Origin of the sequence: Streptomyces himalayensis subsp. himalayensis, from assembly GCF_013778455.1 — a bacterium.
GTDB lineage: Bacteria > Actinomycetota > Actinomycetes > Streptomycetales > Streptomycetaceae > Streptomyces > Streptomyces himalayensis.
On sequence record NZ_JACEHE010000034.1, the window covers coordinates 38,664 to 61,383 of the forward strand.

A 22,720-nucleotide genomic window follows, 5' to 3' on the forward strand; every position below is an offset into this window, starting at 1 on the left:
AAGATGTTCGTCACCCGCCTCGCCCTCAACGGCGCGGCCCTCCCGTAGGAGTCAGCGCAATGAAGCTCTTCTCCCGCAGACCGGCCTCCCGCATGTCTGTCTCGCGCAAGGCCCCTGCCGCTCTCGCGGCCGCTGCGTCCTGCCTCGCCCTCCTCGCCACCGCTTGCGGGAGCGGCGACTCGGTGGACACCGGCAGCGCCGGTGAACCCGTCCAGATCACCTACTGGTCCTGGCTGTCCGGCTCCAAGGAGATGACCGAGAAGTTCAACCGGACCCACGACGACATCAACGTCACGTTCGCCGAGATACCGGCGGGCCTCAACGGCGGCTACGACAAGGTCGCCAAGGCCGTGGCTGCGGGCAACGCGCCGGACGTCGTCAACGTCGAGTACCAGGCCCTGCCCGACCTGGTCACCCAGGGCCTGCTCCGTGACTCGTCCGCCGAACTCGGCACGTACGTCGAGGGCTACGCACCGGACTCGGTGCGCACCCTGGTCACGCTGGGCGGCAAAACCTGGGCCGCCCCGTACGACGTCGGCCCGCAGACGCTGTACTACCGCACCGACCTGTTCGAGAAGTACGGCGTCGAAGTGCCCAAAACCTGGGACGAGTTCCGGTCCGCCGCGCAGAAGGTGAAGGCCGCCTCCGACGGCAAGGCCAGGATCCTCGACTTCTGGGGTGACGACGTCGCCACCTGGGCGGGCCTCGCCCAGCAGGCCGGCGCCCGGTGGTACGGCGCCTCCGGGGACGCCTGGAAGGTGAACATCGCCGACGCGGCCACCAAGAAGGTCGCCGACTACTGGAAGGACCTGGTCCAGGACGACCTGGTGCACAACCACAAGGCGTGGAGCCCGGAGGCCACCAAGGTAGTGACGGACTCCCAGGCCATCGCCCTGATCGGCGCCTCCTGGAGCGCCGGCGGGATCAAGGCCACGTACCCGAAGCAGGCCGGCAAGTGGGCCGAGGCGCCGCTGCCGAACTGGGGCACGCCCGCCACCGGTGCGGTCGGCGGCTCCTCCTACGCGATCACCAAGGACAGCGCGAAGGCCGAGGCCGCGGCCGAGTTCGTCAAGTGGGCCACCACCGACAAGGCGGCCGTCACGGCGCGGCTGTCGGCGGGCACCTCCAGCGGCCTGCCCGCCGCCGACGAGCTGCGCGCCACCGCCAAGGAGTCCTTCGACGCCTCCTTCTTCGGCGACCAGGACGTGTACGCCGTGGCGAGCGAGCAGGTGCCCACCATCGCCGAGGGGTGGGTGTGGAGCCCGGTGCACAACTCGACTACGGCCACCATGCAGGCGGAACTCGGCAAGGCCCAGAAGACGGGCGAGTTCTGGGCTGCGTTCCAGGCCGGGCAGCGCGCCGCCGAGAAGAAGATCAGCGACCGCGGGCTCAAGCTCGCCGACTGATCCGTCCCCGGACGAGGCCGGGCGGATGCGCCCGGCCCTCTCCTCCGCCCGCCCCGACCGGCCCCGCCTCCCCGTGGAGCGCGGCCCGGCCCTCGAAGGAGCTTCGCCGATGGCATCCCCCCGGCCCGGTCTCGGGCGGCGCGCCGCACCGGTCCTCTTCCTCGCGCCGTTCCTCTCCCTCTTCCTCGCCACTCTCGTCGCCCCGATCGGCTACGCCGTGTGGATGAGCCTGTTCCGCGAACAGGCGGCGTCCGGCCTCGGCTTCGGCGGCACCGAGACCCTCTTCGTCGGCCTCGACAACTACCTGCGCGCCCTCGCCGACCCGGGTTTCCGTCGCGGCTTCGCGCACATCGCGCTGTACTGCGCGGTCTACATCCCGGTCATGGTGGGCGGCGCGCTGACGCTCGCCCTCCTCGTGGATTCCGCGCTGGCCCGGGCGAAGAGGTTCTTCCAGCTCGCCTACTTCCTGCCGCACGCCGTGCCCGGCCTCATCGCCGCGATCATCTGGGGCTTTCTCTACACCCCCGGCCTGAGCCCCGTCATCGACTTCCTGTCCGGCTTCGGCGCGGACTGGGAACCGCTCGGGCCCGACGCGGTCCTGTTCTCCATGGCCAATGCGGCCACCTGGCAGTGGATCGGCTACAACATGGTGATCTTCTACGCGGCGCTGCAGGCCGTCCCGCGCGAGACGCTGGAGGCCGCCGTGGTCGACGGCGCGGGCCAGCTGCGCACCGCCTGGTCGGTGAAGCTGCCGATGATCCGCTCCTCGGTGGTGCTGACCATGCTGTTCACCGCAGTGGGTGCGATCCAGCTGTTCAACGAGCCCGAAGTGCTGCGCTCACGCTCGTCGGCGATCTCCTCCGACTGGAGTCCGGTGATGTTCATCTACCAGGCCGCCTTCACCGACCACGACTACGGTCTTGCCGCCGCGGGCTCGCTGCTCCTCGCGGCCCTGGGGGCCGTGTTGTCGTTCGTCGTCACCAAGCTCGGCAACCGCTGGAAGGAGGCGTGAGCATGGCCGTCGACACCGCCGCTCCCCCGGCCGTTCCGAACACCCACGCACCACTTCCCCAAGCGCGCCGAGCGCCCCGCCGCACTTCCGACCGGCACCCCTGGTCCTCCCGCGTCATCGTGAACGGACTCCTGGCGGCTGTCGCTCTGTACACCCTGATGCCGCTCAGCTGGCTGCTGGTCAACGCGACGAAGAGCAACGGCGACCTGTTCGGTCGGCCCGGCTTCCTGTTCGGGGAATTCCATCTCTTCACGAACATCGCCGAGCTGTTCGCCCACCAGGACGGGATCTTCGGCCGCTGGCTGGCCAACACGCTGCTGTACTCGGTCGTCGGCGCCCTCGCCTCCACGCTGGTGTCGCTGCTGGCCGGGTACGCCTTCGCCACGTACGACTTCGCCGGCAAGGAGAAGGTGTACGGGCTGGTGCTGCTCGGCATCCTCGTGCCGCACACCGTCATCTCACTGCCGATGTACCTGCTGGCCTCGCAGGTCGGGCTGGTCAACTCGTACTGGGCGGTGCTGATCCCCGGTCTTGTCAACCCGTTCGGCGTCTACCTGGCCCGGGTGTTCGCCGAAGGGTATGTGCCCGGCGAGACGCTGGAGGCCGCCCGCATGGACGGCGCCGGCGAACTGCGCACGTTCCGGTCGGTTGCGCTGCCGATGATGGCGCCCGCCTTCGTCACGCTCTTCCTCTTCTCCTTCACCGCCAGCTGGAACAACTTCTTCCTGCCGCTGGTGATGCTCAACGACTCCTCCCTCTACCCGGTGGCGCTCGGCCTGTTCAGCTGGAACGCGGTGCTGCCGCAGCAGCCGCAGCTGTACGCGTTCGTCATCACGGGCTCGCTCGTATCCGTCCTGCCGCTCGTCGTCGCCTTCCTCGTGCTGCAGCGCCACTGGCGCTCCGGCCTGACCGCGGGAGCCGTGAAGTGACCTCTCTCCCCCTGCGCCGCCCGCGCACCGTCCTCGCAATGGACGCCCCCGTCCGCGACGCCCTGTTCGACCAGGCCTCGCTCGACCGCCTTGCGGCGCTGGCCGACAGCGACCCGTCCCTGGTGGTGGCGGACTTCGCGGACCCGGCCGCCGCCAGCCCGCTCGCCGACGCCGAGGTGCTGCTCACGGGGTGGGGGTGCCCTCCCCTGACCGCCGCGGCCCTGGCACGGATGCCGCGCCTGCGCACGGTCGTGCACGCGGCCGGTTCGGTGAAGCACCACATCACGGACGCCTGCTGGGAGCGGGGACTGACGGTGTCCTCGGCGGCCGGCGCCAACGCGCTGCCGGTCGCCGAGTACACGGTCGCCGCGATCCTCTTCTCCGGCAAGCGGGTGCTGCACGCGGCACGGGTGTACCGGGAGCAACGCGCGCGGGTCGACTCCCTCGAGGTGATGGGCGGGGGCGGCAACTACCGCTGCACCGTGGGCGTCGTGGGAGCGTCCCGGATCGGCCGGCGGGTTGTCGAACTGCTGCGCCCGTACAACCTGCGGGTGCTGCTGTACGACCCGTACGCCGGGGCCGAGGAGGCCGCCGCGCTCGGGGCCCGCCTCGTCTCCCTGGACTCGCTCGCCCGGTCCAGCGACATCGTCACCGTGCACGCGCCGGAACTGCCTGAGACACGCCACCTGTTCGACCGGGGCCGCTTGGCGCTGCTGCGGGACGGCGCGACGCTGATCAACACCGCCCGCGGCTCTCTCGTCGACACCGCCGCCCTCACCGACGAGTTGGTCTCCGGCCGGCTCAACGCGGTCCTGGACGTCACCGACCCCGACGTCCTGCCCGCCTCCTCACCGCTGTACGAGCTGCCGAACGTGCTCCTCACCCCGCACGTGGCGGGCTCGCTCGGCAACGAACTGCACCGCATGGCCCACAGTGCACTGGACGAACTCGAGCGCTATGCGCGGGGCCTGCCCTACGCGGATCCGGTGCGCGCCAACGCCCTCGCCCGATCCGCTTGACGCCGGCGAGCCCACAACGCAGGAGAAGAGGAGCTCGGATCCGGGCCCGGGCAAGCCCGGCCACAACGAACAGATCGGTCAGGCCGCGACCGGCAGCGGCATCTGGTCCCAGGTCCGGCCCTCCAGCAGGCGGCCACCGGCCTTTGGGGTGCGGCCGCCCCACTGCTCCGTTGACTGCACTATCTGGTTGATCTGCTGGCGATCAGTTGGCACGGGCATGAAGCATCTGTCCTTGTGTCTGGGAATTCTGAGTTCACTGGTGCGCATCGGGACTTGATGGACGGCAGGGCTGATCTGCCACGGGTCGGCGCCGTGCTTGAGGGCACGGTGGCGTCGCTGCCGTACGTGGTGGTCGATGGGGCGGGCCGGGAGATCGAGCCGGTAAGCCGGTACCTGCGGGATCTGCTGCTGGGCGATGTGAGCCCGCTGACCTGTCGGAGCTACGGTCACGATCTGCTGCGGTGGTTCCGGCTGCTGTGGGCGGTCGACGTCGGGTGGGAGCAGGCCACCGAGGCCGAGACCGCCACGCTGGTGGGGTGGCTGCGGTCGGCGCCGAACCCACAGCGGCAACGCCGCCGCGTGGATGCCTTGGCGGCCGGGACGGTCAATCCGAAGACCGGCAAGCTGAATCTTGGGGCCGGGTACGCGCCGCGCACTATTGCGCACAACTTGTCGGTGATGCACGGCTTCTACGCCTTCCACCTGCACTTCGGCCGGGGACCTGTCGTCAATCCGGTGCCACACAGCAGATCCCGCCGACGGGCCTTGGCGCACGTGTCGCCGATCGAGCCCGCCAGGCCGCATCGGCGGGCACGGCTGCGGCCGAAGCTCCCGGCCCGTCAGCCGCGGGCGATCCCCGACTCGCAGTGGGAGGAGTTGTTCGCCGCGATGCGCTGTGCCCGTGACCGGGCCCTGCTGGCGTGCTACATCTCTTCCGGTGCCAGGGCCTCGGAACTTCTGGGTGTCCAGCTCAGCGACGTCGAATGGACCAAGGGCCAGCTGTGGGTGATCTCCAAGGGGACCCGGCTGCGGCAGGCGGTCCCCGTCTCCCCGGAGGCCCTGGCCTACCTGGCGGGCTACCTCGAGGAAGCGGGGCTACCCGCATGTGGCGATCCCGTCTGGCGCACCCGGCGAGGCGAGCCGAGGCCGTTGAGCTACTGGGCGGCGCGACGGATCCTTCAGCGCGCCGACGAACAGCTGGGCACGAACTGGACGCTGCACGATCTTCGGCACACCGCGGCGACCCGGATGGCACGGGACCCGGCGCTGACGCTGGTGGAGGTGCAGACCATCCTGCGGCACGCGCATCTGAGCACCACCGCCCTCTACACGACAGTGCGCCTGGACGACCTGCTCGATCAGCTCGCCGAGCACTACCAGCGGCCGACAGAGCCGACCCGGTGGTCAGCAACGTACGACGCCGACGACATTGCGGCGGTATTCGGTGACCGATAGCGCTGTCGGGCCGAACATGCGCCCGCACCTGACCTCGAACCGGATCCGCCGCCATGCCGCCGAGCCCGCCACCTCGCTGCCGGATGGGCAGCTTACCCAGATCGCGCCGGAACCGCCGCCAGTCCCGGACCGGCCGCCACGGCCGCTCGGGGAGCTGTCGTCCGCCACAATCGACCAGATCGTCGCACTCGTCGCCGAAGAGTTCACCGACGTCAGCCGCAACGCCCGGGCCGACTACAAGCACGGCATGAGCCGCCTGCTGCAGCAGCTGGCCGCCGAGCCGGGGCAGATCTGGCAGGAACGGTGGGAGGCGGCCGGTCTGAATCAGCCCGGCCGGGCCGTCGCCGACCTCGCCGACGGTGATCCCAAGTGGCGCAGCCGACTCACTCGGGCTGCCGGCATCGCCTTCGCCATGCGGCTGATCCAGCCAACCGAGGACGCCTTGCGGGCGACCAACCCTCCGCAGTACACCGAGAAGTTCCTGGCCCTCAGCCGTGATCCGCTCCTGGAGGAGTTCCGCACCCGGCTGCAGCGGCACCCGGTCAGCGCCGACGGACGCAAGAACGGGATCCGGCATCTGTGCCGGGCCCTGACCGTCTACGGGATCAGCCTGGCCGACCTGACCCCGGGCGCGCTCGTGCACTACGCCGACGCCCATCCCGGATGCGGGATCGCCAGCGCCTGGCCGCTGCTGCGCGACATGGGCGTCCTGCCGGCCTGGGTCCCGCAGACCCTGCAGGACGCCAGGATCCGTGGGCGCCAGTCCGTCGACGATTTGGTCGACCGCCACCAGGTGCGCAACCGCGAGATCCGCGACCTGCTGGTCGACTACATCCGCCGCCGCGCCGTCGAGGTCGACTACGGCACGCTGGACAACCTGGTGCGCAACCTGGTCCGGTACTTCTGGAAGATCGTCGAAGAGATCAACCCGGACCAGGTCGACCTGCGGCTGAGCGAAGAGATCGTCCAAGCCTGGAAGGAACGACTTCTCGTCCGCCAAGACGGCAAACCCCGCCAGCACATCGACGGCCCGTTTCTCGCCGTCCGCGCCTTCTACCTGGACCTGCAGCCCTGGTCGGCGGCCGAGCCCGAACGCTGGGGCCGCTGGGTGGCGCCCTGCCCGATCCGGGATGCCGATCTGCGCTGGTTCCACATCCGCCGGCGCCGCCTGCGGGAGCGGATGGCCAACCGCACCCGCGAGCGTCAGCCGCTGCTGGCGATCCTCTCCGAGCACGTCACCACCGAATGGCGGCGCCTGCGGACCCTGCTGGACGCGGCGAAGCAAGCCCGGCTGGGGGAGCAGTTCACCGTCGACGGCGTCACCTGGCAGCGTGCCGCCAGCAAGGCCACCGCGCGCCAGCCCGAACTTCTCGGCTCTGAACCGGTCCGGGTGATCAACAGGGAAACCGGCGAACTGGTACGCCTGGTCTACGAGGAAAACGGCGCCTTCTGGCAATGGGCCGTGGTGGAGACCCTTCGCCTGGCCGGCCTGCGCCGCGAGGAACTCGTCGAGTTGACCCACCTGAGCGTCCGTCAATACCAGCGCCCTAACGGCGAGGTGGTCGCCCTGCTGGTGGTCAGCCCGTCCAAGAGTGACCGCGAGCGCGTCATCCCGATGTCCGCGGAGCTGTTCCACGTCACCGCGCAGATCATCCGCCGCCACCGCGAGGAGCACGGGACCGTCCCGGTCTGCCCCCGCTACGACCAGAGTGAACGCACCTGGTGCGAGCCTCTGCCCTACCTCTTCCAGCGAGTGCAAAGCGGCACCCCGCGGGCCCTGTCGACCAGTGGGGTGCGCCAGATCGTCCTCAACGCTGCCAAGGCCCTGATCCCCACACACCCGGAGTTCGCCGAGATCCGCTTCGCCCCGCACGACTTCCGCAGGCTGTTCGCCACCGACCTGGTCAACAACGGCCTGCCCATCCACATCGGCGCCGCATTGCTCGGCCACCTCGACATCCAGACCACCCGCGGCTACGTCGCCGTCTTCGACGAGGACGTCATCGCCCACTACACCGAATTCCTCGATCGCCGACGGGCCAAGCGGCCCCCGACGGAGTACCGCCGGCCCACTGACGAGGAGTGGAGTGACTTCCAGGAGCACTTCGACAAGCGCAAGGTCGAACTCGGCTCCTGCGGACGCCCTTACGGCACGCCCTGCCAGCATGAGCACGCCTGCCTGCGCTGCCCAATGCTGTCGATCAACCCGAAGATGCTGCCCCGCCTCGACGAGTTGGAGGCCGACCTGCTGGCCCGCCGTCAACGCGCGATTGACGAAGGCTGGCGCGGTGAGGTCGACGGACTCGACCTCACCCTGAGGTTCCTGCGCAGCAAGCGCGCCCAGGCCCACCGGGCCGCCGCGACAACCAGTGTGGACCTGGGCATGCCCATACGGCCCCGGCCCGGATGAGGAAGGACGACCTGCTCGCCGACCGGCGCCGCCGCGGTCATCGCCACCGACCACATGGACGTCGTCGAAGCCGTCCGCCACCACACCGGCGGGACCGGCGCCGACATCGTCCTCGACGTTGTCATGGGCCCCGGCCAGCAGGATCTCCTGAAGGCGGCCCGCCCCGGCGGAACACTGGTCGCCGCGGGCTTCCTGGACCCTCGGCCCACACCCTTCCCGAGAAGCACGCCGCTCACGATCTTCAGCTACCGGAGCTTCGAGCACACCCTCGACGGCGTCGTGGTGAAACGCATGGCGGCCTTCCTGAACGCCGGTGTACGCCTCGGTGCACTGCGGCCCGCCATCGACAAGGTGTTCGCCCTCAACGACGTCTTAGAGGCACACCGCCATCTCGTGAAGAGGCTCCACGCCGGGAAGAAGATCGTCGTCACGGTCTAGGAAAAGTCCAGAAGGAGCCGCCTGGCGCTTCAACCGGAGAACCGGGCGGTGAACTGGGCCTCGATACGGTTGAGCCAGGAACTGTTGGTCGGGGTGTAGGCGATGGACCCGAACGATCTCGTCCTGGCTGTCCAGCTCAGCAGGGAACTTCACCCTGTCGACCGGCGCCGGGCTTGCCGGCCTTGCGAGTCACAGGAACTCGCTCCGGTAGGTCGAGGCCAACTCGGCCGCGCGGCGGCGGCGCTCCGCGAGCTCGTTCTCCGACAGTTGTGGCGGCGGCGCGTCCTTGCCCGCGACGACATCGCCGATGCGCGTGAAGTACTCGTCCTGGCCTGCGGGGGTGCACATGCACAGCATGCGGGCCGGCGCACCCGAAGCGTTGCGGAAGTTGTGCGGGGCGTTGGCCGGGATGTTGATCGTGGACCCGGCCCGTACGGTGTGCTTCTCGCCGCGGAAGGTGAACTCGATCTCGCCCTCGAGGATCGTGAACATCTCCTCAAAGTCGTGCCGGTGCGGCGGCGGGCCGCCGCCGTCGGGGACGCGCATGTCGATCAGGCAGTACCGGCCGTTGGTCTGCTCGCCGGTGACCAGCATGGCGTACGTGTTGCCCACCAGAGAGATGTACGTCGTGCCGGGGTCGTCGGGGTCCGCCACGGTCAGCGAGCGGGACGGGTCGTCGTCGGGGATCATCGGAATCGTCTCCTTCAAAGGTCAGTCAGGTGAGGATCAGGTGCCGGGCGGGTCTCATGCAGTCCGGGAGTCTCCCGGCCGTCGATGCGCATGCTGCCCGAAGTGGGAGTCCGGCCCGGCCGTGCGGTGCTTCAGTGGGTTCTTGCCGGTGTCCGAGGGGCCCCATCGCGGCGGGCAACGGGGCGAGGGGCCACCTGTGTGGAGCGCTTGCATACCCCTCCTGCGGCACGGGGTGAGCGCGCTCGGTGCCGGCTCAGATCGACTTGAGGACGCGGATGCGGTCGGCGATGGCGCGGCGGGCGACGTCGGAGGTGAAGGCGATGGAGTCGAACTCGTGCGGGGCGCCGGGGTGCAGGTGGAATTCGGCCGGCACGCCGGCGCGGCTGAGTTTGGTGGCGTAGGCGGTGTCTTCGTCGCGGAAGACGTCGAGCTGGCCGACCTCGATGTAGGCCGGCGGCAGGCCGGTCGCGTCCTCGAGCCGGGCCGGGGCCGCCGTGGCCGGGACGTCGGGCCCGCCAGCGGCCTCGCCGAGCAGGGCCGGCCATGCGGTGAGGCTGTCGTCGTAGGACCACAGCAGGTAGGGCGCGATGTGTGGATCGGGGGTGGTGGTGCGGTCGTCGAGCATCGGCATGATGAGGATCTGGCGGGCGATCTTCGGGCCGCCGCGCTCGCGGGCGAGGATCGACACGGCTGCGGCGATGCCGCCGCCGGCGCTGTCGCCCATGACGCCGATCCGGTCGGGGTCGACGCCGAGTTCGGCGGCGTGTTCGTGCAGCCAGCGCAGTGCGGTGTAGGCGTCCTCGAGCGGGGTCGGGAAGGGGTACTCGGGGGCGCGGCGGTACTCGACTGACAGCATCGGCACGCCGCTGACGGAGACGTAGCGGGCGAGCGGCCCGTCGAACAGGTCGATGTGGCCGAAGATGTATCCGCCGCCGTGGAAGAACAGCACGGCCGGGCCCGGCGCCGCGCCGTCCTTGGTGTACCAGCGCAGCTTGATCTGTGCGCCGTCGTCCGCTGTCGCGTAGTGCTCGCTGGTCTTCACGTCGGCCGGGATCGGCCGGGCCGTTCCCGCGGCGCCGATGATCGGCTCCCACATGGCGCCGCCGCGCCGCGATGTCCCCCACGGCCGGTGGTGTGGCGTCCGCCATCGCACCGGCCATCGGGGCCAGCGCCTGGGCGATTTCGGGATCCAAACTGAGTGCCATGGCCCTTTCCTTTCGGCGGAGGATCGGCGTCAGGCGGCGGCCGGGACGACGATGACCTTGCCGTGCACCGCGCCTTCGGCGGCCCGGGCGTGGAGCGCCGACAGCTCGGCCAGCGGCACCCGCTCGGCGACGTCGACGCGCAGCTCCCCGCGGTCGATCCGCGCTACCAGCCGCGACAGCTGGTCGGCGTCGCTGCGGACGAACAGGTCGATGCCGCGCACACCGCGCTCCTCGTCGGCCGGCGCGGGCATCCACACCGTCGTGTTCACCACGACCCCGCCCGGACGGACCAGCGTGACGAGCGCGGCCAGCTCGGCCGGGTCGACCGGCGCGAGGTTGAGCACGACGTCGACCGGCTCGGTCACCGCCGCGGTCACCCCGGTGGTGGTGTGGTCGATGACCTCATCGGCGCCGGCCGCCTTGACCGCCTCGCTGCTGCGCGGGCTGGCCGTGGCGATCACATGGGCCTCGGCTCCCTTGGCCAGTTGCACGGCGTAGCCGCCGACCGCTCCGCCGGCGCCGTTGATCAGCACGCGCTGCCCGGCCGTTAGCTTGCCGTGGTCGAACAGCGCCTGCCACGCGGTGAGGCCCACGAGTGGCAGTGCGGCGGCGTCGGGCAGCGGGACGCTCTTGGGTGCCGGCGTCAGGACCTCGGCCGGCGCGAGGACGTACTGCGCGGCGGCGCCGTTCCCGTCCATCGGCAGGAAACCGATGACGTCGTCGCCGACCGCGATGCCGTCCACGCCCTCGCCCAGCGCGTCGATGGTGCCGGCGACGTCGAGGCCGGGAGTGTGCGGCAGCACCACCGGGATGGGGCCGCGCATGAAGCCGCCGCGGATGTTGCCGTCGACGGAGTTGAACGACGTCGCGGCGACGCGGATGCGGACCTCACCGGCCCCGGGGACGGGCTGCTCCACGTCCTCGTAGCGCAGGACGTCGGGGTCGCCGTACTCGTGGAAACGCACTGCCTTCATTTCGGTTCTCACCTTCACTGCGGTCGATGCTGCTTCGAATTCGAAGCAACTGTTGATGACGGTACCTCTGCTTCGAATTCGAAGCAAGTGGTGTCGGTCACTGCCGGTGCGAGCGCATCGCCACGGCGAGTTCGGCGGAGGCTTGGTCGATGCAGGCGCGCAGCCGTGCCGCGTCGCTGTGAGCCGTGGCCGGCCAGTCGGCGGGGTCGGCGACGACGACCGTGGGCACCGGGTCGGCGTGCACGCTGGCCAGGCGCCTGCGTAGCACCTGAGCGAGGTCCGGCGGCCGCCAGCGGGAGCCGCTGTTGAGCGCCAGCAGCACCGGCATGCCGGAAAGGACTTTGTCCCCGAGGACGGCGAAGAACAAGTCGAACACCTCGCTCGGGGAGGCGGCGAGCACCGGGGTCGCCACCACGAGCCCGTCGGCCGCCACGACCGCCGCGATCGCCTCCCGCAGGTCGAGGCTGACGCGGTCGTGGGCGGAGTGCTGGGCGAGGTCGGCCGCCAGCCGGTGCAGCTCCAGCACTTCCACCTCGGCGCGCGCACCACCAGCCGCCAGTGACCGGCACACAGCCTCCGCGACCCAGTCCGCGAGCAAGCGGGTCGGGCGCCCGTAGCCGACGCCGGCACACAGGACGGCCAAGGACACCGGACTCCACGCGGCGGTGCTCATCCCGGCATCGTGTTCATGGCTTCCTCCTCGCGGCCGGCCTGTCGTGCCGTCACCGGGGAGGGCCGAGGACGATGTTGCGCGAGGTAGGGGACGTTCATGGCCGGTCCTCGAGATCTGTGGGCGGCGGCGCCGTCCTTCTGCTCGCAACCCTGCGCCGCACCACTGCCCGATCTCCATGTTCTGCGGTGCTCAGCCGGGTTCAACACTGCCCACACCGTGCGCGCACGAGGTCACGACATCAGACCCGTGAGACCCTCGCGTCCGGCTCAATACACCCGGCCGGGATGGCATCGAGACACGCGGAGAAGTTCGGTTCCAGCGCCGCCTGCGGCAACTGGAAGTCGGCACCCCACACTCTTCGAATTCGAAGCAGTAGACTTCGGTCATGCCTGATTCACCGCCGTCGCTCGACCCCGTGCAGCTCGGCGCTTACTTCGACCTCATCGAGGTGACCAGCCTGCTCCGGCATGCCGTCGAGCAGCAGCTGCGCGAGGCCGGCGATCTCAGCTATGTGCAGTTCCAGCTGCTGGCCCGCCTCGGGGACTCGCCGACGGGCAGTCACCGCATGACCGACTTGGCCGACGGCGTCGTCTACAGCCGCAGCGGCCTGACATACCAGGTGGATCTGCTCGAAAAGGAGGGCCTGGTCGTCCGCGCTCCCTCGCCGGACGACGAGCGGAGCATCACCGTCACCATCACCGATGCCGGGCGTGCGCTGCTTGCGAAGGTGCTGCCGGGTCACGTCGAGGTAGTCAGCGGCCTGCTGTTCGAGCCGCTTTCGCGCGACGACGTCAAGGCTCTCGCCGGCCTGCTGGCGCCGGTGCGCGACCACATGCGCTCGATGCCGTCTCGCTCGGCCGCGCCGCGCCGCCGCAAAGGCGGAGCATAAGGATCCGACCCAGGCCACGCAGAAGGGACCACGACACGTCCCGCTCATCAACGTGGGGCCAGTGGGAAGAATCGGCGAGCCACGCCGAGGACAGGGACTGTGGCGTAGCACCCGGACGACGTCGAGTCGGTGCTGCATACATGCGAGCAGCGCTCTCCGTCCCGGGTGCTGCCCCGCGCTCGGTGCTACTCACGTCGAAAGCGCTTCATCAATCGGATCCTCGACGGCAAGATGGGCCTGACGAGAGGAGCCCGGATTGGGTGCGAGGGGCCTGGCGGGCCGGCTGGCCGCGGCACGAGCCGGTGCGCTGGTGGGCAGGGAGCCGGAGCGGGCGGTGCTCGACCGGATGCTCTCGGGCGCGGCGCAAGCGCCGTTTGTGGCGTACCTGCACGGCCCCGGTGGCATCGGCAAGTCCTCGCTGGTGCGCTATGCCGCCCGGCAGGCCGAGCTCACCGGCCGCCGCGTGGTGCACGTGGACGGACGGTTCCTCGACGCCGATCCGCGCCGACTCGAGGAGGCCGCCGCCCCGGCGTGCACCGAACCCGGCGCGGTGCTGCTCATCGACACCTTCGAGCAGTGTCAGCCACTCGAGGCATGGCTGCGCGACACCTTCCTGCTGCGGCTCGCCGACCATGCGATCGTCGTTGTGGCCAGCAGAGTCGCCCCCGACGCCGACTGGTCGCTGGACCCTGGATGGGCGCAACTGTTCACCGCACTGGCCGTGCAGCCGCTCGACGCCGCCCAGTCCGACGCCCTGCTCGCCGCCCGGGGTGTCCCCGCCGAGCAGCGCGGCGCCTTCGTCGCCTTCGCCGGAGGCAGCCCGCTCGCCCTCTCGCTGGCCGCCTCCGTGCCCCCGGCCGCACCCGGCGCACCGTGGTACCCCACCGGCGACATCCTGACGACCCTGGTCGAGCGGCTGGTCGGCGACGTGCCCAGCGCCGTCCACCGACGCGCCCTCGAAGTCGTCGCGCAGGCCTACGTCACCCGCGAGCCCCTGCTCCGCAAAGTGCTGGGTGACCAGGACACCAACACGGTGTTCTCCTGGCTGCGCCAGCTGCCCTACATCGAGGCCACGCCTGAAGGGCTGCACCCGCACGACGCGGTGCGGGCGACCCTCGAGGCCGACCTGCGCTGGCGGGACCCCGAGCGCTACGACGACGTCCGCGCGCGCATCTCGCTCGCCGGCCTGCACGCCGTGCGCTCCGCCACCGCCGACGACGCGCTCTTACTAGTCGCGGAATGGATGTTCCTCTTCCGCGACCAGGGCGGCCCGGACAGGCTGTACAACTACCGCACGCACCCCCACATCGAGGACACTCCGCTCCGCTCCGAAGACGTGCCCGGCGTGCTGCGCATGGCCGAGGAGGCCGAGGGCCCGGCATCGGCAGCTGCGGTCGCACACTGGCTGCGCCGCCAGCCGGAGGCCTTCCGCGTCCACCGCTACGCGGGCTCCTCCGCACCCGTGTCGTTCATGGCCATCCTGCGGCTGGACGCACCGCTGCCCGAGGACCGCGCCGAGGACCCGGTGATCGCAGCAGTCTGGGACCTCGTGGAGGCGGCCGCTCCCCTGGGACCGGGCGAGCACCTGGGCATCCGCCGCTTCGCGGTGCAGCCCGGCGGGCACCAGCAGCCCTCACCCCTGATGGACCTCATCAGCCGGCGCACCATCGCCGAGGAGATGAGGAGCCACGGACGCGCGGTGACCTTCACCGTCTTCGAAGACGCCGACCTGTGGGGACGCTACCTCGCCAAGGCCGGGATGCCGAAGGTCGCGGCCGTGGACGTCGGCGGCCTGCGACAGCACGTCTTCGGCCGGGACTGGCGACGGCAAACAGTGGAACAGTGGGTGCAACACCGGGCTCGCACCGCACTCACGCCCGTAGCGACATGGCCTGCAACCGCCTCCACGAGCGGCCCGGGCGACCAGCTGCCGCGCGCCGCGTTCGAGGAAGGCGTGCTCGAGGCGCTGCGCACCTGGCACACCTCACGCGAATTCGCGACCAGCGTCCTGCTGCACTCCCATCTCGTGACACCAGGCTCACCCGACCCGACCGCGGACCTGCGCGGCGCCATCACCACCGCCCTGGACGCGATACAGACCGACCCCGCGGGCGTCAAAGCCCACGAGGCTCTCACCGCCACCTACATCACGGCCTTGCGCACCCACAAGGCCGCCGCCCGACGACTGGGGGTGCCCTACGGCACCTACCGGCGCCACCTTGCCCTGGCCAAGGAACGCCTCATCGAACAACTGCTGCGTCAACCGGCCACGACATCCACACCGACCCCGGCACACTCGTCTCCGAAGGAGTGAGGCCACCGCAGTACCGCGGGGCAACGTCCGCCGCGAGAAGCGCGTACTGCCACTCGTTGTCGTTCAATGGCGGACAAGAAGAAACTCCTTCATCCCTACCCTCATCTGCCTCCCTCGAGGCGTTGGTCCGCGAACCCGGCGTGCTGGCCGGGGGCAGTTGCGCTCGAACATGACCACTCTGCGGGCGGTTTCACCCGGGCCCATGACGCCTGAAGGTCTCGGCGCAGGGCCACGGCGACAGCGCCGGTACCCGCGCCGGCCGAGGGCCCTGCTGCTGGACCGGAATCCAAGCCACACCAGAGGTTCCCGTGGGCAGTGCTGAGCACGATTGAGCAACACCGGGGGCTAGCGACCGGGCAGCGGGGCGGCGCAGGGTCTCCGAGCAGGAGGACGGCGCCGCTGTCCGCGGACCTTGAGGACCGGCTGAGCTCCCCTTTCCGCGCAAGCGGGGTGTCAGCAACTCGAGGGCCCCCAGGGGCTCTTTGACGCACATCTGGGTCACACCCCCACCATCTCCGCTGTGTCGGGATACTCATCCCAGGTCCGGCCATCGAGTAGGCGGCCGCCGGCCTTCGGGGTCAGCCCACCGACCTGCTTGAAGAACAGAGCCACCCGAAGATCGACACACTGGTCTCGGATGTCGCGAACCCAGGCCAAGTCCAGCGCTCGGTGAGCCGGACCGCTCTCGCCGCCGACAATCACCCAGTCGATCCGCGACAGCTCCAGCGACGGCACTGGCCCAAGCAGCGGCTCCAGCGACAAGAACCGGACAGCCGCAGGGATACCCCGCAGCTCATCAGCCCGCCAGCAGTACTCATCCGACTCGATCGACGTGCCGATCCAGACGTTGGGCAGCGGCCACGAACTCAAGGCGTTCCAGTTGGCCACACGCTTGCGCACGTCCTCGCGTACGGGCCTGGCCAGCGGCACGGCATCGTCCTCTGACAACCGTTCCATCTCGGTCCAGACCGTGTCCACGAACTTCTGCGATTCCAGCAGACGACGCAGACGCCGGGGCCTCTTGGTGAGTACCTGGAACTGGTGCTGTGGTGCCAGCGCCATCGTCGCGAAGGTCCTGGCCACGAACTCCGTGGGGACACGGGCGTGGCCGATGTCGCTCATGGAGTTCACGAACACCTTGCGCGGCCGACGCCACCGCAGCGGCTCGAACAAGGCGTCCTCGTGCACCGTGACACCGAACCCAGGACCGCTGGTCCGCGGATCACCGTCCCGCTGGTATTTTGCCTGACCCATCGCCTTCAGCCGCTTCGCCAGGGTCAGCGCATAGCAGTGATCGCAGCCCGGCGAGATGCGATCGCACCCGGTCGCTGGATTCCAGGTGACCTCGGTCCACTCGATAGCCGTTCCGGTGCTCACCGCGCACCACCGATAGCGACCAGGATCTTCGGCTTGGTGCAGAGAAGCTTGACGAAGAAGGCGACGCCGGTGACTTGGCAATGGGAGACAGTGGCGGAGGTGCTCGCCGAATTGGCCCCGGAGACACCGCTCACCCCTAGCCGACCGCGGCCGCTGCCCCTTCGCCGAACCCGCGGCCCGCTCACCCTTTGCTGACGGCCGCCAGGATCTCCGGCAGCGGCCCCGCCGTGCGGGGCGCGGCCAGACGCGGGCCGAGAGCCGTTATGCCCGCGCCGTACGCCGTGCCGTGTCCTCTCCGCCCGGGCCGCAGCCGTGAAGTCGACGCAACTTAGACCGACCGGCAATTGGAGGGTGGCGTCGCGGGGTCTGGCACGCACATCTGCCGCGTTGTCGTCGGTCGCGATGGCTCCGCCATCACTCCCTCCTCCGCCTTGCAGCTGCACGCACCAGACCCCGCTCCTTCTCCCACCCTCCAATTGCCGGTCGGTCTTAGGGCTTACGGCAGGGAAACCGATTTCTCTCTCTATGCCGCTACCCTCCTGGCGCATGACGCGCCGGAAACGATGGGCAGCGGTGTGGACAGGCGGGCGACCGCTGCCCGGGTGGCGCACGCTACGTGGCCGGGTGACGGTCGTCTTCACCGTGCCCACCTGCTTGTTGCTGGTCATGCTCGGCCTTGCGGTCGACGGCCGGGCCGAGGCTTTCGGTGACGCTCGTACGACCCGGGCCGAGGTCGACCTCTCTCTGCGTATCCAGGGCCTGGTCCACGAACTCCAGCGGGAACGCGGCTTGACCAACGGCCTGCTCGCAGGCGCCGGCCGTTACCGGGCGCAGCTCGCAGGGCAGCGCGACCAGGTCGACTCGGCCCGTGCGGGTCTGCGCGCCGAGTCCACCCGTGGTCGACGCGCTGCATCGGCTCGACCGGCTCACCGCCGTTCGGGCCGACGTGGACTCCGGCCAGGCGGACCGGGCGGCCACTTTGCACTTCTACACCGCGGCCATCACCGCCCTCAATGCCGAGGACCCCGCTACCGACACCGCGACCCGCGGCCACCGGCAGCTGCGCGATAGCCTTGCTGCCTTGCAGGCCCTGGCCGCGGCGAAGGAATCCGTCGCCCTGGAACGCGGCTCACTGAATGGCGTGTTCGCCGCCGGAGCCTTCCTGGGCCAGGAGGACCTGGACTTCACCGAGGTGCGGGCGACCCGTGTGGCCGCCCTCGCCCGATACCGCCAAGTCGCCACCCCCGCACAGCAGTCCGCACTCGACAAGGCCTTTTCGACGTCTGCGGCCAAGCGGGCCGCCGCCTTCGAGCGGCAAGCAGAAGGCGGCGTCGATGGCTCGGCCCTGCGCGTCGACCCGCAGGGCTGGTGGAACGCGATGACCACGCTCGTCGACGACCTCTACGCGGTTCAGCAGCACGTCGGCGCGGACACACGGGCCCGGGCAGAGCACCTCACCGACACCGCCGCTGCCGGACTGGGCGGTTACCTCGCCCTCGGGCTGCTGGTCGCCGCGCTCGTCGCGGCGGCCGCGGTCCTGGCCTCCCGCTCCATCGCCCGACCCCTCGACGCCCTCGCCGCCGAGGCCGACAGCGTCGCCCGCCACCGATTGCCGCAAGCCGTCGAACACATCCAAAGGGCCAAGGCCGACAATGAGCACGCACTCCTACCACCTGCGGCCGAGAACCGGCCGTCCAGCAACGCACAGGAGATCGCCAAGGTCGTCGACGCCTTGCACAACGTCGAACGCACCGCGGTGGGACTGGCCGCCGAGCAAGCCCTGCTGCGCCGCAACACCTCCGAATCCCTCGCCAATCTGGGCCGCCGCAACCAAGGCCTCGTCCGTCGCCAACTCGGTCTGATCACCGCCTTGGAGAGCCAGGAACTCGACCCGGATGCCCTGGCCGAGCTCTTCGCACTCGACCACCTCGCCACCCGCATGTGGCGTAACGCCGAGAGCCTGCTGGTCCTGGTCGGCGAGCACACCCCGCGTCCGGGGACGGTGACGGCGAGCGGCCGGGAGGTCGTCCAGTCCGCCCTCGCCGAGGTCGAGCAGTACCAGCGCGTCGTCGTCGCGGACGTCGAGCACTGCTGGGTACGAGGGCCGGTCGTCGCGGACCTCGCGCATCTACTTGCCGAGTTGATCGAAAACGCGCTGACCTTCTCGCCGCCCCACGAGCCGGTCGATGTCCACGGCTGGACCGACGGCGAGGACTACTGCATCGCCGTCGTCGACCACGGCATAGGCCTGTCGGCAGCCGACCTCGAACGCTGCAACGCACGTCTGGCGGGCGAAGAAGCCTTCCTTGTGGCCCCCACCCGCTTCCTCGGCCACTACGTCGTCGGACAGCTCGCCCGCCGCCTCAACGCCGAGGTCCGACTCTTCGACACCCCGGCGGCGGCGTCTCCGCGCTCGTCAGCCTCCCGCCGCGGCTACTGGCCGCGGCCGCGGAGCCCGAGCAGCGCCACCCACCCGCGCCCGCACCGCGTACCCCACAGCACGTCTCCTCCCTACTCAACGGCTTCCGCGCCGGCGTCGCCCGGGCCGAGACCAGACAGGACACCGCATCGTGACCACCACCGTCCACAGCTTCGGCTGGCTCATCTCCGACTTCGTGCGCACCGCCGACGGGGTGACCGACGCCATCGCAGTCTCCTCCGATGGTCTCCTCATGGCCGCATCTGACGGACTCGGACGCGACCGCGCCGACCACCTCGCCGCCGTGGTCTCCGGCATCACCAGCCTGGCCCAGAACGCGGCCAGTGCACACGGCTTCCAGGGCATGAAGCTCGTGATGATCGAGATGCTGGCCGGCTTTCTCATGGTGGGCCGCATCCGGGACGGCAGCTGCCTGGGCGTACTGGCCGCGGACGGATGCGACCTGGGCCTTGTCGGATACGAGATGGCGGTACTCGCTGACCGGGCTGGGGAACTGCTGACCCCCCAACTCGTCTTCGAACTGCGATCCGCCCGGATCGGAGGGTAACCGCAGAGACCGATGCCGCTCCCTCGTAGCGTCCGGGTCCGGTCTTGAGAATGGGGAAAGGCGTCACGGACACACTGGGCGAATGAGGAGGCCAAAGACCTCACGAGCATCAAGGACCTCTCAGCCGCAGACCACGCAGCCCTGCTCGCCGAACGCTGGCAAGAGCTGGAGGAGTGGCTGGCCCGCCAGCGGTGGCACATAGAGATGGGTGTGGCTCTCTCGCAGAGAGCGTCTGGTCAGATTCGTCCAACCTTGAACAGCACGACGGACCAGCACCACGGATCTCACCGGCGATAAGGTGACATGAAGGGAATCCGACCGTTCCGGAGTCGCTATGAGCCGACGCCGCTTCCCCCTTCCCGGGGGCCCCGACAGCGCGGCAGAGCAGCTGCTCACGCTGGGGCATCTTGCGGGTGAGGCTCTGGAGCGGGTCAAACTACAGCGGGCAAGGGTGGAGCTGGCCGCGGCGCTGCAACGGTATCTGCTGCCGCCGGAGCTGCCCGATCGGCTGCCGGGATTCCGGGTCGCCGCCCGGTACACGCCCGCGCGGGGCGGCTTGGGCGTGGGCGGCGACTGGTACGACGCCTTCCCCCTTCGGGACGGCTCGGTGGCGATGGCCATCGGCGATGTGCAGGGGCACGACGTGGAGGCCGTGGCGTTCATGGGACAGGTCCGCACCGGGCTGCGGGCCATCGCGCACACCACCACCGACCCCGGCGAGGTGCTGGAAGGCACCAACGACTTGCTGCTGTCCATGGGCTGCGGGCTCTTCGCGACCTGCACCTTCGTCCGCTTCGACCCACGCACCGGCGAGCTGGCCGCCGCCCGGGCCGGGCACGTCCCCATAGTCTGGGCCACCGCCACCGGCAGGTGCGGTGTCGCCCTGGACGACGGCGGGCTGCCCCTGGGCATCCAGTCCGCCGAGCAGTATCCAGTGTCCCGGCGACGGCTGACCGAGCCCTGCATCTTCGTCCTGCTCACCGACGGAGTGGTCGAGGGCCCCTCCTGTCCCCTCGAGAGGGGCCTCGACGAGGTGATGCGGATGGTCAGCGCCGGTATCGACACCGGCGTCGACGACCTGGCCGCCCAGGTAGTCCAGGTGGCCGACCTGACCGGCCACAGCGACGACGCCGCCGTCCTCGTCGCCTGCTACGACGGCCCCTCGAAGGGCTCGCTCCCGGACAGGGCAGTCCCCCAGTGACCGCTACGGCGCACGCCCTGCGCACAGTGCGTCACGGCAGGCTGCCGCGCCACGTCACCACCAGCCTGCAGATCCTCGCCCTCGCCGCGGTCTACGTCGGCGCCGCCAAGCTCGGCCTGCCCCAGGAGCTATCCCCCGGCGGGATCAGCCCGCTGTGGCCACCGGCCGGTTTCGCCCTGGCCGCCCTGCTGCTCTTTGGCCTGCGGATGTGGCCGGGCATCGCCATCGGAGCGTTCTGCGCCAACGTCACAGCCGGCCCGTCCGTCCCCGCCGTGCTGGCGATCACGGTGGGGGACACCCTCGCCCCGATCTGCGCCTACCACCTCCTCCACCGCGCCGGATTCCACGTCGCGGCACAACGGTTGCGGGACGTGCTCGCGTTGATCTTCCTTGGCGCGCTGGCCGGGATGGTGGTCAGCGCCACGATCGGCAGCAGCGCGCTGGTGCTCACCGGCAGGCTGCCGGCAAGTGGCTTCTGGCCGAGGTGGTCGGTGTGGTGGGCCGATGACGCACGGGGCGTACTCGTCGTCACGCCGCTACTCCTCGTGCTGCGCAGCGTCCGGCTCCCCCGCGGCGTGACGGCTTTGCACTGGGTCGAGGCGTGGGCGCTCGCCGGGGCCACGATCGCCGCCGCGCTCTCGGTGAACATCTCCGCCTTCCTCTTCATGGTCTTCCCCTGCCTGATCTGGGCCGCATTCCGCTTCCAGCTGGCCGGAGCCGCGCCGTGCCAGCTGGCTATCTCGACGCTGGTGATGATCGCGCTCGCCAACAGAACCGGCGCGTTCGCCCACCGGGAGCCCGTCCTCAACGTGATCACCTTCCAGGCGTTCAACCTCGCAACTGCGCTCACCGCCCTGCTGCTCTCCGTGATCATCGCCGAGCGGAACCGGACCCAGCAGGAGATCAGACAGGTCTGCGGGCAGCTGGCCGAACTCGTGGCCGAACTCGGCCCCGTCGACACCACGCACCGCAGGCCGCCCCCACGCAAGTCCGGCGAGACCCCGCCCACCGACGACACCAACGGGGCCGGTCCCGAGGGCGCACGCTAGAGACGTGTGCGGCTGCGTACGGCGGGCGGCGGAGCAGTCGCGCGTACCAGTACCTTGCACTGAAGCCGGTGCAGGGAGCCCGCCCTGGACCGCGTCACGCGAGGCACGGTACGCGTCCCTGGCTATGCACCCTCGCATCGGTCACCCCCGGGCTTCCATGTGGCGGTGACCGTCAGATGCGCCTGCCCACTGCCGTTCACGAACCCCAGCTTCAGGTCTTGTCCGAGTTGCACGCCGAAAGGATCTGCCGATCACGGTTCCGCTGATCCACGGCGAGACGAACGCCTCGTACCTCAGCCGTACCGCCACCGCGAACGGGCTCGAGCTGCCGCGCCTGCTTCCAGGCTCTCGTCGATGGGGCAAGGTCGTCGCGCTGGCAAGCGTCGATGACCCGAGACTCAGAGCCTTAGGACAAGGTTCTACGCCTGTCTCAGGAACAAGGCTCATGACCTAATAGCAGTGCACGGCGGCGGGTGACCCCTACTCAAGACCTGGAGCCGGACTCCTCACCACAGGCAGAGGGCTCCGCCGCTATGCCCCTCGCGGGGGCGTCATGATCGTGGCCTGAGCCGTCCGCACGGGCACCTCTCCTCACTACGCGAGCCTCGAGCTCTGTCCAGAGACCGGGGTCCGCGCGGTGAGCTGGGGCCGCGAACTGCTCATCGGATGTCGGGCCACCGAGCCCTCCCATT

19 protein-coding genes and 1 pseudogene are annotated in these 22,720 nt (G+C 70.1%); 14 read left to right on the forward strand and 6 right to left on the reverse strand.

Annotated elements, in window-relative coordinates:
- Positions 1-59 precede the first annotated feature (59 nt).
- The 4 genes from H1D24_RS35085 (at position 60) to H1D24_RS35100 (ending at position 4,366) form a co-directional block, all read left to right on the forward strand.
- Entirely contained in the window at positions 60-1,406 is a 1,347-nt protein-coding gene (locus H1D24_RS35085) for an ABC transporter substrate-binding protein (RefSeq protein WP_181661775.1), read from the forward strand.
- A gap of 109 nt (positions 1,407-1,515) precedes the next feature.
- On the forward strand, positions 1,516-2,418 hold the full coding sequence (locus H1D24_RS35090; protein WP_181661776.1) for a carbohydrate ABC transporter permease: 903 nt from the start codon (positions 1,516-1,518) through the stop codon (positions 2,416-2,418).
- 2 nt (positions 2,419-2,420) lie between these two features.
- Positions 2,421-3,347 carry a carbohydrate ABC transporter permease gene (locus H1D24_RS35095; protein WP_181661777.1) on the forward strand — a complete coding sequence of 309 codons (927 nt, stop codon included), beginning with the start codon at positions 2,421-2,423 and terminating at the stop codon, positions 3,345-3,347.
- 38 nt (positions 3,348-3,385) lie between these two features.
- A complete protein-coding gene (locus H1D24_RS35100) occupies positions 3,386-4,366 on the forward strand; it encodes a hydroxyacid dehydrogenase (protein WP_181661797.1) in 981 nt (326 codons plus the stop codon).
- Between the two features lie 78 nt (positions 4,367-4,444).
- On the opposite strand, the gene H1D24_RS35105 is transcribed toward H1D24_RS35100, so the two are convergent.
- Positions 4,445-4,585, reverse strand: a complete 141-nt coding sequence (locus H1D24_RS35105; protein ID WP_181661802.1) for a hypothetical protein — start codon at positions 4,583-4,585, stop codon at positions 4,445-4,447.
- A 57-nt stretch (positions 4,586-4,642) separates the two neighbouring features.
- On the opposite strand from H1D24_RS35105, the gene H1D24_RS35110 reads away from it, so the two are divergent.
- Genes H1D24_RS35110 through H1D24_RS35120 form a run of 3 tightly spaced genes read left to right on the forward strand, consistent with a single transcriptional unit; the run spans position 4,643 to position 8,669 of the window.
- Entirely contained in the window at positions 4,643-5,821 is a 1,179-nt protein-coding gene (locus H1D24_RS35110) for a tyrosine-type recombinase/integrase (protein WP_181661778.1), read from the forward strand.
- Entirely contained in the window at positions 5,811-8,231 is a 2,421-nt protein-coding gene (locus tag H1D24_RS35115) for a tyrosine-type recombinase/integrase (RefSeq protein ID WP_309484560.1), read from the forward strand. Before H1D24_RS35110 ends, H1D24_RS35115 begins: the two co-directional genes overlap by 11 nt.
- A 54-nt stretch (positions 8,232-8,285) precedes the next feature.
- Complete coding sequence (locus H1D24_RS35120) at positions 8,286-8,669, forward strand: zinc-binding dehydrogenase (RefSeq protein ID WP_181661779.1); 384 nt, start codon at positions 8,286-8,288, stop codon at positions 8,667-8,669.
- A 189-nt stretch (positions 8,670-8,858) separates the two neighbouring features.
- Here the strand turns inward: H1D24_RS35120 and H1D24_RS35125 are convergent, their stop codons facing one another.
- From H1D24_RS35125 to H1D24_RS35140, 4 genes are all read right to left on the reverse strand, one after another.
- Positions 8,859-9,359 (reverse strand): cupin domain-containing protein, encoded by a 501-nt coding sequence (locus H1D24_RS35125; RefSeq protein ID WP_181661780.1) that lies wholly within the window; start codon positions 9,357-9,359, stop codon positions 8,859-8,861.
- A 253-nt stretch (positions 9,360-9,612) separates the two neighbouring features.
- A complete protein-coding gene (locus H1D24_RS35130; protein ID WP_220137599.1) occupies positions 9,613-10,455 on the reverse strand; it encodes an alpha/beta hydrolase in 843 nt (280 codons plus the stop codon).
- Positions 10,456-10,593: 138 nt separating this feature from the next.
- Complete coding sequence (locus tag H1D24_RS35135) at positions 10,594-11,538, reverse strand: NADP-dependent oxidoreductase (RefSeq protein ID WP_181661781.1); 945 nt, start codon at positions 11,536-11,538, stop codon at positions 10,594-10,596.
- Positions 11,539-11,635: 97 nt separating this feature from the next.
- On the reverse strand, positions 11,636-12,211 hold the full coding sequence (locus H1D24_RS35140; RefSeq protein WP_181661782.1) for an NAD(P)H-dependent oxidoreductase: 576 nt from the start codon (positions 12,209-12,211) through the stop codon (positions 11,636-11,638).
- Between the two features lie 385 nt (positions 12,212-12,596).
- Here H1D24_RS35140 and H1D24_RS35145 point away from each other — a divergent pair, with 385 nt between their 5' ends.
- Both H1D24_RS35145 and H1D24_RS35150 read left to right on the forward strand, forming a co-directional pair.
- On the forward strand, positions 12,597-13,100 hold the full coding sequence (locus H1D24_RS35145) for a MarR family winged helix-turn-helix transcriptional regulator (protein WP_181661783.1): 504 nt from the start codon (positions 12,597-12,599) through the stop codon (positions 13,098-13,100).
- A 256-nt stretch (positions 13,101-13,356) separates the two neighbouring features.
- A complete protein-coding gene (locus H1D24_RS35150; protein WP_220137600.1) occupies positions 13,357-15,414 on the forward strand; it encodes an ATP-binding protein in 2,058 nt (685 codons plus the stop codon).
- 498 nt (positions 15,415-15,912) lie between these two features.
- On the opposite strand, the gene H1D24_RS35155 is transcribed toward H1D24_RS35150, so the two are convergent.
- Entirely contained in the window at positions 15,913-16,791 is an 879-nt protein-coding gene (locus H1D24_RS35155) for a DUF5131 family protein (RefSeq protein ID WP_181661784.1), read from the reverse strand.
- Between the two features lie 666 nt (positions 16,792-17,457).
- On the opposite strand from H1D24_RS35155, the pseudogene H1D24_RS44240 reads away from it, so the two are divergent.
- The 5 genes and pseudogenes from H1D24_RS44240 to H1D24_RS35175 all read left to right on the forward strand — a co-directional run.
- Positions 17,458-18,163 (forward strand): annotated as a pseudogene (locus tag H1D24_RS44240) (nitrate- and nitrite sensing domain-containing protein); the annotation flags it as partial.
- A gap of 567 nt (positions 18,164-18,730) precedes the next feature.
- Entirely contained in the window at positions 18,731-19,477 is a 747-nt protein-coding gene (locus H1D24_RS44245) for an ATP-binding protein (protein ID WP_374064466.1), read from the forward strand.
- On the forward strand, positions 19,362-19,778 hold the full coding sequence (locus H1D24_RS35165; RefSeq protein WP_181661785.1) for a roadblock/LC7 domain-containing protein: 417 nt from the start codon (positions 19,362-19,364) through the stop codon (positions 19,776-19,778). The genes H1D24_RS44245 and H1D24_RS35165 overlap by 116 nt, the downstream gene beginning before the upstream one ends.
- A gap of 334 nt (positions 19,779-20,112) precedes the next feature.
- Positions 20,113-20,979, forward strand: a complete 867-nt coding sequence (locus H1D24_RS35170; RefSeq protein ID WP_181661786.1) for a PP2C family protein-serine/threonine phosphatase — start codon at positions 20,113-20,115, stop codon at positions 20,977-20,979.
- Positions 20,976-22,028 (forward strand): MASE1 domain-containing protein, encoded by a 1,053-nt coding sequence (locus H1D24_RS35175; protein WP_309484562.1) that lies wholly within the window; start codon positions 20,976-20,978, stop codon positions 22,026-22,028. Before H1D24_RS35170 ends, H1D24_RS35175 begins: the two co-directional genes overlap by 4 nt.
- Positions 22,029-22,720: the final 692 nt, after the last annotated feature.